The organism is Bacteroides sp. D22 (assembly GCF_000163675.1).
In the GTDB taxonomy this organism is placed as follows: domain Bacteria; phylum Bacteroidota; class Bacteroidia; order Bacteroidales; family Bacteroidaceae; genus Bacteroides; species Bacteroides xylanisolvens.
The window spans coordinates 1-13,066 of sequence record NZ_GG774840.1 but is presented as its reverse complement, the minus strand read 5'-3'; the positions used below and the strand labels follow the sequence as shown (position 1 = coordinate 13,066).

19 protein-coding genes and 1 pseudogene are annotated in these 13,066 nt (G+C 58.5%); 16 read left to right on the top strand and 4 right to left on the bottom strand.

Annotation, left to right across the window (positions count from 1 at the left end; translation table 11 throughout):
* From HMPREF0106_RS00375 to HMPREF0106_RS26580, 4 genes and pseudogenes are all read right to left on the bottom strand, one after another.
* A partial coding sequence (locus HMPREF0106_RS00375) for a relaxase/mobilization nuclease domain-containing protein (protein ID WP_009041289.1) occupies window positions 1–393 on the bottom strand: 393 nt, incomplete at its 3' end.
* Window positions 390–760, bottom strand: a pseudogene (gene mobA / locus HMPREF0106_RS00380) (conjugal transfer protein MobA). The gene HMPREF0106_RS00375 and the pseudogene mobA, both read right to left, overlap by 4 nt.
* A gap of 104 nt (window positions 761–864) precedes the next feature.
* A complete protein-coding gene (locus HMPREF0106_RS00385; protein ID WP_232286803.1) occupies window positions 865–1,188 on the bottom strand; it encodes a hypothetical protein in 324 nt (107 codons plus the stop codon).
* A gap of 168 nt (window positions 1,189–1,356) precedes the next feature.
* Complete coding sequence (locus tag HMPREF0106_RS26580) at window positions 1,357–1,560, bottom strand: hypothetical protein (RefSeq protein ID WP_153882925.1); 204 nt, start codon at window positions 1,558–1,560, stop codon at window positions 1,357–1,359.
* 12 nt (window positions 1,561–1,572) lie between these two features.
* Here HMPREF0106_RS26580 and HMPREF0106_RS00390 point away from each other — a divergent pair, with 12 nt between their 5' ends.
* The 16 genes from HMPREF0106_RS00390 to HMPREF0106_RS00460 all read left to right on the top strand — a co-directional run.
* Window positions 1,573–2,352 (top strand): ParA family protein, encoded by a 780-nt coding sequence (locus HMPREF0106_RS00390; protein ID WP_005840599.1) that lies wholly within the window; start codon window positions 1,573–1,575, stop codon window positions 2,350–2,352.
* Window positions 2,333–2,737 carry a DUF3408 domain-containing protein gene (locus HMPREF0106_RS00395; protein WP_009041285.1) on the top strand — a complete coding sequence of 135 codons (405 nt, stop codon included), beginning with the start codon at window positions 2,333–2,335 and terminating at the stop codon, window positions 2,735–2,737. The genes HMPREF0106_RS00390 and HMPREF0106_RS00395 overlap by 20 nt, the downstream gene beginning before the upstream one ends.
* A gap of 19 nt (window positions 2,738–2,756) precedes the next feature.
* On the top strand, window positions 2,757–3,344 hold the full coding sequence (locus HMPREF0106_RS00400) for a DUF4122 family protein (protein WP_009041284.1): 588 nt from the start codon (window positions 2,757–2,759) through the stop codon (window positions 3,342–3,344).
* Window positions 3,345–3,362: 18 nt separating this feature from the next.
* Window positions 3,363–3,662 carry a DUF4134 domain-containing protein gene (locus tag HMPREF0106_RS00405; protein ID WP_004327362.1) on the top strand — a complete coding sequence of 100 codons (300 nt, stop codon included), beginning with the start codon at window positions 3,363–3,365 and terminating at the stop codon, window positions 3,660–3,662.
* Between the two features lie 11 nt (window positions 3,663–3,673).
* Window positions 3,674–3,997: a DUF4133 domain-containing protein gene (locus tag HMPREF0106_RS00410; RefSeq protein WP_004327363.1), complete on the top strand. Its 324-nt coding sequence runs from the start codon at window positions 3,674–3,676 to the stop codon at window positions 3,995–3,997.
* On the top strand, window positions 3,994–6,495 hold the full coding sequence (locus HMPREF0106_RS00415) for a TraG family conjugative transposon ATPase (protein ID WP_032851679.1): 2,502 nt from the start codon (window positions 3,994–3,996) through the stop codon (window positions 6,493–6,495). The genes HMPREF0106_RS00410 and HMPREF0106_RS00415 overlap by 4 nt, the downstream gene beginning before the upstream one ends.
* A gap of 199 nt (window positions 6,496–6,694) precedes the next feature.
* A complete protein-coding gene (locus HMPREF0106_RS00420; RefSeq protein WP_009041282.1) occupies window positions 6,695–7,057 on the top strand; it encodes a DUF3876 domain-containing protein in 363 nt (120 codons plus the stop codon).
* 4 nt (window positions 7,058–7,061) lie between these two features.
* The gene (locus tag HMPREF0106_RS00425; RefSeq protein WP_009041281.1) at window positions 7,062–7,691 is read left to right on the top strand and encodes a DUF4141 domain-containing protein; all 630 of its coding nucleotides are present in this window, start codon (window positions 7,062–7,064) and stop codon (window positions 7,689–7,691) included.
* Window positions 7,692–7,740: 49 nt separating this feature from the next.
* Complete coding sequence (gene traJ / locus HMPREF0106_RS00430; protein WP_009041280.1) at window positions 7,741–8,745, top strand: conjugative transposon protein TraJ; 1,005 nt, start codon at window positions 7,741–7,743, stop codon at window positions 8,743–8,745.
* A gap of 49 nt (window positions 8,746–8,794) precedes the next feature.
* Entirely contained in the window at window positions 8,795–9,418 is a 624-nt protein-coding gene (traK, locus tag HMPREF0106_RS00435) for a conjugative transposon protein TraK (RefSeq protein ID WP_005647497.1), read from the top strand.
* A gap of 5 nt (window positions 9,419–9,423) precedes the next feature.
* Window positions 9,424–9,708, top strand: a complete 285-nt coding sequence (locus HMPREF0106_RS00440; RefSeq protein ID WP_009041279.1) for a TraL conjugative transposon family protein — start codon at window positions 9,424–9,426, stop codon at window positions 9,706–9,708.
* Window positions 9,709–9,879, top strand: a complete 171-nt coding sequence (locus HMPREF0106_RS26575; protein ID WP_162470352.1) for a hypothetical protein — start codon at window positions 9,709–9,711, stop codon at window positions 9,877–9,879.
* Between the two features lie 9 nt (window positions 9,880–9,888).
* Window positions 9,889–11,265 carry a conjugative transposon protein TraM gene (traM, locus tag HMPREF0106_RS00445; protein ID WP_009041278.1) on the top strand — a complete coding sequence of 459 codons (1,377 nt, stop codon included), beginning with the start codon at window positions 9,889–9,891 and terminating at the stop codon, window positions 11,263–11,265.
* Between the two features lie 37 nt (window positions 11,266–11,302).
* Window positions 11,303–12,241 (top strand): conjugative transposon protein TraN, encoded by a 939-nt coding sequence (traN, locus tag HMPREF0106_RS00450; protein WP_009041277.1) that lies wholly within the window; start codon window positions 11,303–11,305, stop codon window positions 12,239–12,241.
* Between the two features lie 3 nt (window positions 12,242–12,244).
* On the top strand, window positions 12,245–12,826 hold the full coding sequence (locus HMPREF0106_RS00455; RefSeq protein WP_009041276.1) for a conjugal transfer protein TraO: 582 nt from the start codon (window positions 12,245–12,247) through the stop codon (window positions 12,824–12,826).
* Between the two features lie 22 nt (window positions 12,827–12,848).
* The coding region (locus HMPREF0106_RS00460) for a TraQ conjugal transfer family protein (RefSeq protein WP_032851681.1) at window positions 12,849–13,066 on the top strand (218 nt) is incomplete at its 3' end.

Sequence of the window (13,066 nt, the reverse complement as noted above, 5' to 3'; positions counted from 1 at the left end):
GGAAATCGCCCGCCCGGTTTCGTCCACCCGGACGGAGACGATGTGCAGGTGCTCCCGCCCGATGTCGTTGTGGCGATAGACGATATAGGGCTGGTCGCCGAAGCCCATGCGCCGCATGTACTCCTCCGCCAAGCTGACAAACCGCTCTTCGCTCAAGCAATCCTTCGGGTCGGGATTGAGGGAGATGTGCAGGACGGGCTTCTCGGTCTTGCGGTTGGCTGTCAGGTAATCACCGAACGAGCGGGAAAGATGCCCTATCGTGTATGGGTTATCGCCCTGCGGCTCGATAATCCGGCTGGTGAAAAGCACGTCGGCGTGCCGTTCGTCCACCTTCAACTGGTTGTAGGCAAGCACCCCGTACAGGCTGCTGCCGTGCGAGATCTTGGCTATCATCGGACGGGGTATTTGCTCTGGAACTCCTCCACCAGTGCGGAAATCCGCTTGCTTAACTCGACCAGTTCGAGGGTGTGCCGCTCCAGCTTGTAGAGGAAAGCGAGGGCTTTCTTCTCCGAGAAATTGGATTTGAGCGCACGCACGCATTGGTTGTAGTTCGTGCCTATGGCACGGAACTGCGAGTGGAAAGTGGTCAGGCGCATGTAGAAATCCTGCGTCCCCTTATCCAGTTTAATGACCTTAATCTCCTGCCGAAAAGTGCGGAAACGATAAACTCCGCCTTGGTCGCCTTGCCCGACTCGTCGAAAAGCGCGAGGAAACGGGCGTTGTCTTCGTCGTCCAGACGGAACACGTAGCGGTGGCGCATCTTGTCGGGCTTGGGCTTTCGCCCGTGGTTGCCCGCATACTTCTTCTGATTGTCCATCATCCTGTAAAATTTTAAGTGAAACATGGTCTGAAAACGCCGTATGCCTACGGCTCTCCCCCGTGAGCATCCCCCGACTCCGGAGGGGGATGCCACATCGAGGGGGCAAGGTGGTGGTGAGGCACGAAATTCATTTCGAGTGCCGCAGCACACAACTTGCCATTTTCGTTTGAAAATAAAATCCGTCCTGCCGGACAGATTGGGGATGCCCTTGCCTGCTGCGGAGTGCCGGGGCACTCCTTCGGGCGGTTGCCGCTCTTTTTCATTCTTACTCCATTTTGGTTTCCGCCTGCAAAGTAACAGCCCTTTTCCCGTCCGGACACCATGCCCGGATGCGACAAACCTACGGGTGGAAAGACAATGCACGACACGCTGATAATCAAACGGATAAACTACCGGTATTTTGATATTCCTTTGCGCCGTGGAAGCGGTGAAACGACTATCCGGATAGACAAGGAAACAACCGGATAGCCGACCGGACGGACAGCCGAACGACTGACGGTCTTGCCGGACAAACGGACGGATGATTGGCTAAATGACTAAACGGCTAAACGGTCAAACGGCTGAACAGCCGGACAAGCGGACAGCCGGATGATTGGGTGGACAGCCGGATGCCGGGCTGAATGTATGACCGGATGCCTGAACGGATGAACGGACGGATGAATGAACGGCAAAGTGGCTGAAAAGCTGACAGATTGAGTGAACAGAGAAGCGGCTGCACGGGCAGCCGGATGAATAACCAACAGAATGACGATATGGACAGACAGACATTGAACGTGGCTTTCGCCACACAGAAAGGCGGCAGCGGCAAGACGGCTATCACGGTGCTGGTGGCGGGCTACCTGCACTACCGCTTGGGGTGTCCGTTAGCGGTGATCGACTGCGACTTCCCGCAGTACAGCCTGTACGAGATGCGGGAACGGGACAGCCGGGCGGTACTGGAGAACGAATACCTGAAACGGGCGGCTTACGAACAGATGCGGCAGCCGGGGCGTGCCGCCTATCCGGTGCGCAAGTGCCGGGTGGAGCAAGCCCCCGACACGGCAAGGGAGCTGGCGGCGGAAGGCTGCTACGACCTGCTCTTCTTCGACCTGCCGGGCACGGTGAACTCGGCGGGCATCCTGCGCACGATCGCACAGATGGACTACATCTTCGCCCCGGTGAGTGCGGACAAGGCGGTATTGGAGAGCACGCTCTCCTTCCTCGACGTGCTGCAACGGATGATGCTGGGCAAGGAAACGAGCCGCCTGAAGGGGCTTTACCTTTTCTGGAACCAAGTCGATAAGCGGGAAACGAGCGGGCTGTACGAGAAGTACGGGCAGGTGGTCGCCGACATGGGGCTGCCGATGCTGCAAACCCGCATCCCCGACACGAAACGCTTCCGCAAGGAGGCGGACGGCACGGGACGGACGGTGTTCCGTTCCACGCTGCTGGCTCCCGACAGGCGGATGCTGGCAGGCAGCGGCATCCCCGAACTGACCCGTGAGATAGCAACCATCCTCAAACTGGAAGGCTATGAAGAAGCAGCGGAATGAGAAGCCCATCGACGAGGAGCTGCTGATGCGGATGATGGCGGGCGAGGCGGCGGGAACGGGAGAACCGGGAACCGGAAAGGAGGAAACCGCCGTGCCGGTGGAGAAGGCGCAGGAAGGGAAGACGGCGGACACAAGACGGCGCAAGGCAAGGCAGGCGGACTACGACACGACCTTCCTCAAAGGCATGGACATCCCCGCCCGTTACGGCAAGCCGGTCTATGTGAGGCGTGAATACCACGAGCGCATCGCCAAAATCTCGGTGATGCTGACGGGCGGCAAGGTGTCGCTCTCGGCATACATCGACAACGTGCTGGCGCAGCACTTCGAGCAATACCGGGAGGAGATCGAGGCGGCATACGTCGGGAAACTGGAGAACCTCTTTTAAAAAGGAAGGAGGAAACGGCATGATACTGAAATTATCGCTCACCGTCCTGCTGCTCTATTACCTTGTCGTGCTGTGGAAATACTACCGGCAGGACATCGCCGGGATATTCGGGACAGCGGAGACGGACGAAGACACGGAGGGAACGGGAAAGGAGCCGGGGCAACCGGGCGAGCCGTACACGGTCATGGGCGAAAGCACCTACCTGCCCTTCGGAGCGGAGGACGGGGAGGAAGCGGCAGCCGGAGCCGTGGACGAACCCGCAGCGGAGGACGACGGGGCGGACTACTCCGACATCGAGCCGGAGGAGGACGAGGAGGAAACGGACTATGAACCCACGCCGGAGGAGATCCGGGAACTGGAGGAGGAAGAGGAATTAGGGGCTTATTACCCGGACGGCAACCCCGACTTCGCCACGGGGTACTCCTTCGATGACCTGAAAAAGGTGCGCCGGGTACTGGTGTCGGACAATGCGGACGAAAAGGCGGAGCGGGAAGCCCGTGAGGTGCTGCCGTCCGTGATGGGGTCGGACATCTGGGAGGCGATGCTGGACGAGTTCGAGGGCGCACGTGAGCGTGTCGCCCGGCTGATGGACAACCATAATGTTTAATTAAAATTTTAAAGACAAATGAAACAGAAAAGAATCTTTTTTACGGCGGCCTGCATACTGGCTGCCGTGGGCGCAATGGCGCAGGGAAACGGGCAGGCGGGCATCACCGAAGCCACGCAGATGGTCACCTCGTATTTTGAGCCGGGGACAAAACTGATTTACGCCATCGGTGCGGTGGTCGGCTTGATCGGAGGGGTGAAAGTGTACGGGAAGTTCAGCGCCGGCGATCCGGACGTGAGCAAAGTCGCCGCAAGCTGGTTCGGAGCCTGCATCTTCCTGATCGTGGCGGCTACCATCCTCCGTTCGTTCTTCCTGTAAAACAGCGGACTATGGACTTGGAAATCAACAAGGGGATCGGCAGGAACGTGGAGTTCAAGGGGCTGGAAAGCCAGTACCTCTTCATCTTCTGCGGCGGTCTGCTCGCCGTGTTCGTGGTGTTCGTCATCCTGTACATGGCGGGCGTGAACCAGTGGGTGTGCATCGGCTTCGGCGTGGCTGCGGCTACGCTGCTGGTATGGCTGACCTTCCGGCTGAACGCCCGGTACGGCACGCACGGGCTGATGAAGGCAGCCGCCCGCAGGCGGCATCCGAGGTACGTGGTGAACCGCCTGAAAATCCCCCGATTATTCACCTTTAAACACTGGCAAGAATGAGAAACGTAATGAAAGCGGCGACGCTCGAAAGCAAGTTCCCGCTGCTGGCGGTGGAGAACGGCTGCATCGTGAGCAAGGAGGCGGACGTGACGGTCGCCTTCAGGGTGGAACTGCCGGAACTGTTCTCCGTCACGGGAAGCGAGTACGAGGCGGTCCACTCGGCTTGGCACAAGGCGGTGAAGGTGCTGCCGGAGTATTCCATCGTGCACAAGCAGGACTTCTTCATCGAGGAGAAGTACCGGCCGGAAACGGACAGGGACGACCTTAGCTTCCTGAGCCGGAGCTTTGAGAGGCACTTCAACGAACGCCCGTTCCTGAACCACTTCTGCTACCTGTTCCTTACCAAGACGACGAAGGCACGGAGCCGTCAGGAAAGCACGTTCTCCACCCTCTGCAAGGGCAGGCTTGTCCCCAAGGAGATCGAGGACCGGGAGACGGTTACGAGGTTCCTCGAAGCCGTCGGGCAGTTCGAGAAGATCATGAACGACAGCGGTTTCGTTACGCTGCGCCGCCTCACGACGGACGAGATCACCGGCACGGAACGGTCGGCGGGCATCGTGGAGAAGTACCTCTCGCTCTCGCAGCACGACACGACGGTGCTGAAGGACATCCAGTTGAACCCGGAGGAGATGCGCATCGGCGACGACATCCTCTGCCTGCACACCCTCTCGGACACGGAAGACCTGCCGGGCAAGGTGGCGACGGACAGCCGCTACGAGCGGCTCTCGACCGACCGCTCGGACTGCCGCCTGTCGTTCGCCGCCCCGGTGGGCTTGCTGCTGGACTGCAACCACTGCTACAACCAGTACATCTTCATCGACGACCACGGGGAGAACCTGAAACGCTTCGAGCAGACCGCCCGGAACATGCACTCGCTCTCCCGCTACTCCCGCTCCAACCAGATCAACAAGGCATGGATCGAGGAATACCTGAACGAGGCGCACTCGAAAGGGCTGACCTCGGTGCGCTGCCACTGCAACGTGATGGCGTGGAGCGACGACCGGGAGGAGCTTAGGCGCATCAAGAACGAGGTGGGCAGCCAGCTCGCCCTGATGGAGTGCAAGCCGAGGCACAACACGGTGGACGTGCCCACGCTCTTCTGGGCGGCGATACCGGGCAACGAGGGGGACTTCCCCTTCGAGGAGAGCTTCTACACGTTCATCCCGCAAGCCCTGTGCTTCTTCACCGAGGAGACGAACTACAAGGACTCGCTCTCGCCCTTCGGCATCAAGATGGCGGACAGGATGACGGGCAGACCGCTGCATCTGGACATCAGCGACCTGCCGATGAAGAAAGGGGTGATCTCGAACCGCAACAAGTTCGTCCTCGGTCCGAGCGGGAGCGGCAAGTCGTTCTTCATGAACCACCTCGTGCGCCAGTATTACGAGCAAAACAGCCACATCGTGCTGATCGACACGGGCAACTCGTACCAAGGGCTGTGCGAGCTGATCCACCGCAAGACCAAGGGCGAGGACGGGATTTACTACACGTACACGGAGGAGAAGCCCATCAGCTTCAACCCCTTCTTCACGGACGACTACAAGTTCAGCGTGGAGAAGAAGGACAGCATCAAGACGCTGCTGCTGGCGCTGTGGAAGGGCGAGGACGAGAAGGTCACGAAGACGGAGAGCGGCGAGCTGGGCAGTGCGGTGTCGGCGTACATCCGCCGGATACAACAGAACCGGGACATCGCCCCCTCGTTCGACACCTTCTACGAGTACATGCTGAACGATTACCGGAAGGAGCTGGCTGCAAGGGACATCAAGGTGAGCCGGGAGGACTTCAACATCGACAACTTCCTGACCACGCTGCGGCAGTATTACAAGGGCGGGCGCTACGACTTCCTGCTGAACTCGAACGAGAACATCGACCTGCTGCACAAGCGGTTCATCGTCTTCGAGATCGACGCCGTGAAGGACAACGCCGAGCTGTTCCCCGTGGTTACGATCATCATCATGGAAGCCTTCATCAACAAGCTGCGCCGCCTGAAAGGGGTGCGGAAGATGCTGATCTGCGAGGAGGCTTGGAAAGCCCTTTCCTCGCCGAGCATGAGCGAGTACCTGAAATATCTCTACAAGACCGTCAGGAAATATTTCGGCGAGGCGATTGTCGTCACGCAGGAAGTCGATGATATCATCTCGTCCCCCATCGTGAAGGAGGCTATCATCACCAACTCGGACTGCAAGATCCTTTTGGACCAGAAGAAGTACATGAACAAGTTCGACGGCATCCAGTCGATGCTCGGTCTGACGGACAAGGAGAAGTCGCAGATACTCTCCATCAACCTCGCCAACCATCCCGGACGGAAGTACAAGGAGGTCTGGATCGGTCTGAACGGGGTGCAGTCGGCGGTGTACGCCACGGAGGTGTCGGCTGCCGAGTACCTGACCTATACCACCGAGGAGAGCGAGAAGACGGAGGTGTTCGCACTGGCGGAAGAGCTGGGCGGCGACTTGGAGCTTGCCATCAAGCGGCTGGCGGAGACGAAGTATAAATAATGTGCCGATGCGCTGGCGGGGAGCGGCGGACAGGTTGCCGGACGGGTGGTTGATTGACCGGACGAACGGCTGAAGGGTCGGATGATTGACCAAACGGCTAAACGGTCAAACGGTTAAACAGTTAAACGGCTGGATGTACAAACGGCTAAACGATATGGAGAGAATAAAATTTTGTAAAACTTAAAAAAACGGAATCAAGATGAGACGATTGAATTTAATCCTGCTGCTGTCGGCGGTGACGGCGGCGCTGGCGTTTGTCATTTCCTGCAAGGAGACAAATCCGGAACGGTTGGAAAAGATGTGCGGCGAATGGGTCAGCACGGGCGGAAAGCCGCCCTTCACCCTCTGGGAAGAGGACGGCAGGTACCGTGTGACGGTCATGCACAGGAACCACACGGGCGGCAGTGAAGCGGAAACCTACCTCGTCCGGGAAACGGAAGGGGTGCTGTTCATCGAGACGGGCTTCGCCGTGATGATGGACTATGACCGGGAGAAAGACCGCATCCGGCTGTCGCCGGGCGGAGAGTACAGGAGAAAGAGTGACGGAACCCTAAAACAGTAAGGACATGAGAACGATAAAGACAATCATCGTGGGCGTAGCGTGCCTGACGGCAGGTGCGGCCAACGCCCAGTGGGTCGTACACGATCCCGGCAATCTGGCGCAGGGCATCATCAACACGACCAAGGAGATCGTGGAGACCTCCGCCACCGCACAGCACACGCTGGACGGATTCAAGGAGACGGCGAAGATATTCGAGCAGGGACGGAAGTATTACGATGCGCTCAAGGCGGTGCATGACGTGGTGAAAGGCGGCGTGAAGGTGAAGAAGTCCATCGAGATGGTGGCGGACATCTCGGAAATCTACGTGCGCAACTACCAGAAGATGCTCGGCGACCCGAACTACACGCCGGACGAGCTGTCAACCATCTCGTTCGGGTACGCCAAGCTGCTCTCCGAGAGCGCGGACATCCTGCAAGATCTGAAGAACGTGGTGAACGTGACGGGGATGTCGCTCTCGGATGCCGAACGGCTGGCTATCATCGACCAGAGCTACAAGCGGCTGCTGGAGTACCGCAACCTCGTGCAGTATTATACGGACAAGAACATCTCGGTGAGCTACCTGCGGGCGAAGAAGAAAAAGGACGCCGACCGGGTGGTGGCTCTCTACGGGGATGCGGAAGACCGTTACTGGTGAGAGTGGCAATATATAATAATGTTCACGTACATAAATATAATATAGGACTATGTTGTTAGCGATAGACTTCACGAACCTGCATGAGATATTGCAGGTATTGTATCAGGACATGATGCCGCTCTGCGAGAAGCTGACGGGGGTAGCCAAGGGAATTGCCGGGCTGGGTGCGCTGTTCTACGTAGCCGCCAAGGTGTGGCAGGCGCTCGCCCGTGCCGAACCCATCGACGTGTACCCGCTGCTCCGCCCGTTCGCCATCGGGCTGTGCATCCTCTTCTTCCCCACCTTCGTCATCGGCACGATCAACACGGTGCTCTCGCCCGTGGTGAAGGGCTGCCACGGGATGCTCGAATCACAGACCTTCGACATGAACCGATACCGGGAGCAGAAGGAGACGCTGGAGAGGGAGGCGTTCCGCCGTGACCCGGAGAAGGCATATCTGGCGAGCAAGGAGGACTTCGACAAGAAGCTCGACGAGCTGGGCTGGTCGCCCAAGGACTTGAAGACGATGGCGGTGATGTACATCGACCGGACGGAATACAACATGAAGCGGAACATCCGGCTGTGGTTCCAAGAACTGCTCGAACTGCTGTTCCAGTCGGCTGCGCTGGTGATCGACACGATACGGACGTTCTTCCTGATCGCCCTTTCCATCCTCGGTCCGATAGCGTTCGCCCTCTCGGTCTATGACGGGTTCCAGAGCACGCTCACGCAGTGGATAACGAGGTACATCTCCATCTACATGTGGCTGCCCGTGAGCGACCTGTTCAGCTCGGTGCTGGCACGCATCCAAGTGCTGATGCTCACCCGTGACATCGAGGCGATGAGCGACCCGACCTTCATCCCGGACAGCTCGAACACGGTGTACATCATCTTTTTAATCATCGGGATATTCGGGTACTTCACCATCCCGACGGTCGCCAACTGGATCATCATGGCGGGCGGGGTGAGCCAAGCCAACCGTGCGATGAACCAAACCGCAAACAAGGTCGGCAACGTCGCCGCAGCGGGTGCGGGTGCCGCCGTGGGGAACATCGCCGGAAAAATCATCAAGTAGCGGCGGATGCCCCAAGAAAATGAGTCATAACGAATAAAAAACCGGAAACATGGAATTTAAGAGTTTGAAAAATATCGAAACGAGCTTCAGGCAGATACGGCTCTTCACGCTGGTATTCGCCTGCCTGTGCGCCGTGGTGACGGGCTTCGCCCTGTGGAAGTCGTACAGCTTCGCCGAGGCGCAGCGGCAGAAGATCTACGTGCTGGACAACGGCAAGAGCCTGATGCTGGCGCTCTCGCAGGACGTGCGGCAGAACCGCCCGGTGGAGGCACGGGAGCACGTGCGCCGCTTCCACGAGCTGTTCTTCACGCTCTCGCCCGACAAGTCGGCTATCGAGGGCAATATCAAACGCTCGCTGCTGCTGGCGGACAAGAGCGCCTTCAACTACTACAAGGACCTCTCGGAAAAGGGGTATTACAACCGGATAATCTCGGGGAACATCAACCAGATGATAGAGATAGACAGCCTGCGGTGCGACTTCGACAAGTACCCGTACAGCGTGCGGACGTTCGCCCGGCAGATCATCCTGCGGGAAAGCTCTGTTACGGAGCGCAGCCTTGTGACCCGCTGCCGCCTGCTGGATGCGGTCAGGAGCGACAACAACCCGCAGGGCTTCATCATCGAGGGGTTCGAGATCACGGAGAACAAGGATTTGCAGACCCTCAAACGCTGACGGCTATGATAAGGAAATTCATCACAAAGGCGCAGGATTGGGCGGACGGGAAGCTCCGCCGCCTCGCCGGGCGTATCTCGCCCGACATGCGTGTGGCAATCATCCTCGTGACGCTGGTGGCGTTCGGCTCACTGTCGGTCTATATGACCGTCTCCTCCATCTACCGCATCGGCAGGAACGACGGGAAGGAACTGGGGATAGAGCATATTAGGCGCCTGCAATTACCCAATGACAGTATTATCAACCCTTTTGAAAGCGGACGGTATGGGACTGGTGGAGAAGTTGAGTGAGTGGCTGCTCCGCCGGGAACGGAAGGCTGCGCACCTGCGGGCGGACAACCGGGCAAGTCCCACGGCATCGCTCAAACGGGAACGGAAGGAACCGCCTGGCAAGCGGCAAACCGGGGAGACAGGCAGAAGGAAGCCTCCGGGGAGGAGAATCAGAATGTAGGACAACCATAAATTTTTGACATGATGGAAGAACAGAACCAAGAAAAAGCAACGGCAACGCAGCACGTGACGGTGGCGGATGCCGCAGCCCCGGAGACGGGGAACGGAAAGAAGGAGGACAAGGGCGGCGGGAAAAAGGAGAAGAAGACAGCCAAGCCGCTCACGCCGAAACAGTTGCAGCAACGGAAGAAGCTGATGGTATATCCGCTGATGGGCTTGCTGTTCCTCGGCTCGATGTGGCTGATATTCGCACCTTCGGAGGAGCGGGACGTGAACCGGGACACCGTGGGGGCGTTCAACGCCGACATCCCCCTGCCGGAGAATGACGGGATCATCGGCGACAAGCGGAAAGCCTACGAGCAGGCGCAGGCGGAGAAACAGCAGGCGGAGAAGGTGCGCTCGCTGGAGGACTTCGCCTTCTCCGAAGAGAGCGATATGGACGGGGTGGAAATGGAACTGCCGGACAGCGAGCCGGAACGGGAACCGTTCAGGGACTATTCGGACAATGGCGGCGGCAGCCGTTCTTCCGTTACCGCCTACCGGGACATCAACCGTCAGCTCGGCTCGTTCTACGAGGAACCGAAGGTGGACGGGGAAAAGGAGGAGCTGAAAAGGCAGGTGGAGGAGTTGACCGCCAAGCTGGAAGAAAGGGAACGGCAGGCGGGCGGAATCGATGATCAGGTGGCGCTGATGGAGAAGAGCTACGAGCTTGCCGCCAAGTACATGGGACAGAACGGGAAGGACGGCGCAGCCGTGCAGAACGACAACAGTCCAAGACAGCCCGCCGTGGCGGTGCAGGTGGCACGGGAGCGGACGGTATCGGGGCTGCAACAGCCCCTGAGCGATGCGGAGTTCATGCGGCGGTACAGCCAGCCGAGGAACTACGGCTTCAACACGGCGGTAGGCAGCGGGTACACTATGGGGAAGAACACGATACGGGCGTGCATCCACGGAGATCAGACGATTATGGACGGACAGACGGTGAAGCTCAGGCTGCTCGAACCGCTGCAAGCGGGAAACCTTGTGATTCCGCAGAACACGCTCGTTGCGGGTACGGGAAAGGTACAGGGAGAACGGCTGGATATTGTGGTGTCGTCCATCGAATACCGGGGGAACTTGCTGCCCGTGGAGCTGGCGGTGTATGACAGTGACGGGCAGAAAGGCTTGTCTGTCCCTTCATCACTGGAACAGGAAGCGGCAAAGGAGGCGATGGCGAACATCGGCGGCGGGTTGGGAACGAGCATCTCGTTCGCACGGAGCGCCGGACAGCAGGTGGCGATGGACATCACCCGTGGGCTGATGCAGGGCGGCAGCCAGTACCTTGCCAAGAAGTTCCGCACGGTAAAGGTGCACCTGAAAGCGGGGTATGAGCTGATGCTTTACGCCAAACAACAATAGATCGACAGATTATAAAACCATTAAAAAGAAAGGACAAATGAAAAAGATTTTTGGATGGGTCGCCCTGCTTATGGGCATGGTGACGGGTGCGAACGCACAAGTGAATGATACGATACAGCGGGTTACGGGCAACGACCTGTATCAGGGGATTACACGGAAGCTACCCTACCGGCAGATGGTTACGCCCCACGGGGTGCAGGTGACGTTCGCCAAGACGGTGCATATCATCTTCCCCTCGGCGGTGCGGTACGTGGACTTGGGAAGCAATTGGATTATCGCCGGGAAAGCGGACGGTGCGGAGAACGTGATCCGGGTGAAGGCGACCACCGAGGGGTTTCCGGGGGAAACGAACTTTTCCGTTATCTGCGAGGACGGAAGTTTCTATTCGTTCAATGCCCGGTATGCGCATGAGCCGGAGATGCTGAACATCGAGATGAAGGATTTTTTGGAGAACGGGAACACGACGGACTTTTCGCATACCCGCATGAACCTCCATTTCCGGGAACTGGCAGGCGAAAGCCCGCTCTTGGTGAAGCTGATCATGCAGAGCATCTACAAGGAGGACAGGCGGGAGATCCGGCACTTGGGCTGCAAACGCTTCGGGGTGCAGTTCCTCCTGAAATCCGTCCACTCGCACAACGGGCTGTTCTATTTCCACACGGAAACGAGGAACAGGTCGAACGTGGCTTTCCGGACGGACTTTATCCGGTTCAAGGTCGTGGACAAGAAAGTGCCGAAGCGCACCGCCATTCAGGAACGGGTGATCGACCCGGTGCGCAGCTACAACGAGGTGCTGGTGACGGAGGGGAAAAGCGACGTGCGCACGGTGTATGCCGTCCCGCAGTTCACCATACCGGACGACAAGCTGCTGGTCATCGAACTGTTCGAGAAGGACGGCGGTAGGCACCAGACCATCCGGGTGGAGAACGCCGACCTCGTGGCGGCAAAACAGATTAACGAACTGAAAATCAAGTAAGCGATGAAAAGGTTACTGTTCATTATCCTGCTTTTCGGGGTGTGCCTGCATGTGAACCGGGCACACGCCCAACGGTGCCTGCCCGGAATGAGGGGCATACAGCTCACGGGCGGGCTGTCGGACAACATGCGCTGGAAAAACGGCGACGGCTTCGGCTACCACGCCGGGATAGCGGTGAGCACCTACACGAAGAACGCCCACCATTGGGTGGTCGGTGTGGAATACTTGGAGAAGCGGTACGGCTACCGGGACTGCCTCTATCCGGCGAGCCAGTTCACGGGCGAGGGCGGCTATTACCTGAACTTCCTTTCCGACCGGAAGAAGACGTTCTTCGCCGCACTGGGACTGTCCGCCCTTGCCGGGTACGAGACGGTGAACTGGGGCGAGAGCCTGCTGCCGGACGGCTCCCGGCTCACGGATGAGGACAATTTCATCTACGGGGGTGCGCTCACGCTGGAGCTGTCCGCCTACGTGACGGACAAGATTGTCTTGCTGGTAAACGGTCGCCAACGGGTGCTGTTCGGCGGCGACTGCGGGAAATTCCACACGCAGGTCGGCGTGGGAATCCGCTTCATGATTCGATAACTGCTATATAATATAATTGTATATGAGGACAATGATTTATAGAATATTCACGGGCTGCTACATCGTGGCCGCCCTCGTGCTGGTCGCAGCCTGTAATGACGGGCTGGATATTCAGACGAAATACCTGTTCACGGTGGAGACGATGCCCGTCCCGAAGGAGCTGAAAGTGAACGAGACGGCGGAGATACGGTGCGAGCTGAAACGGGAAGGACGCTGGGAGGACGCCCGGTACACGATCCG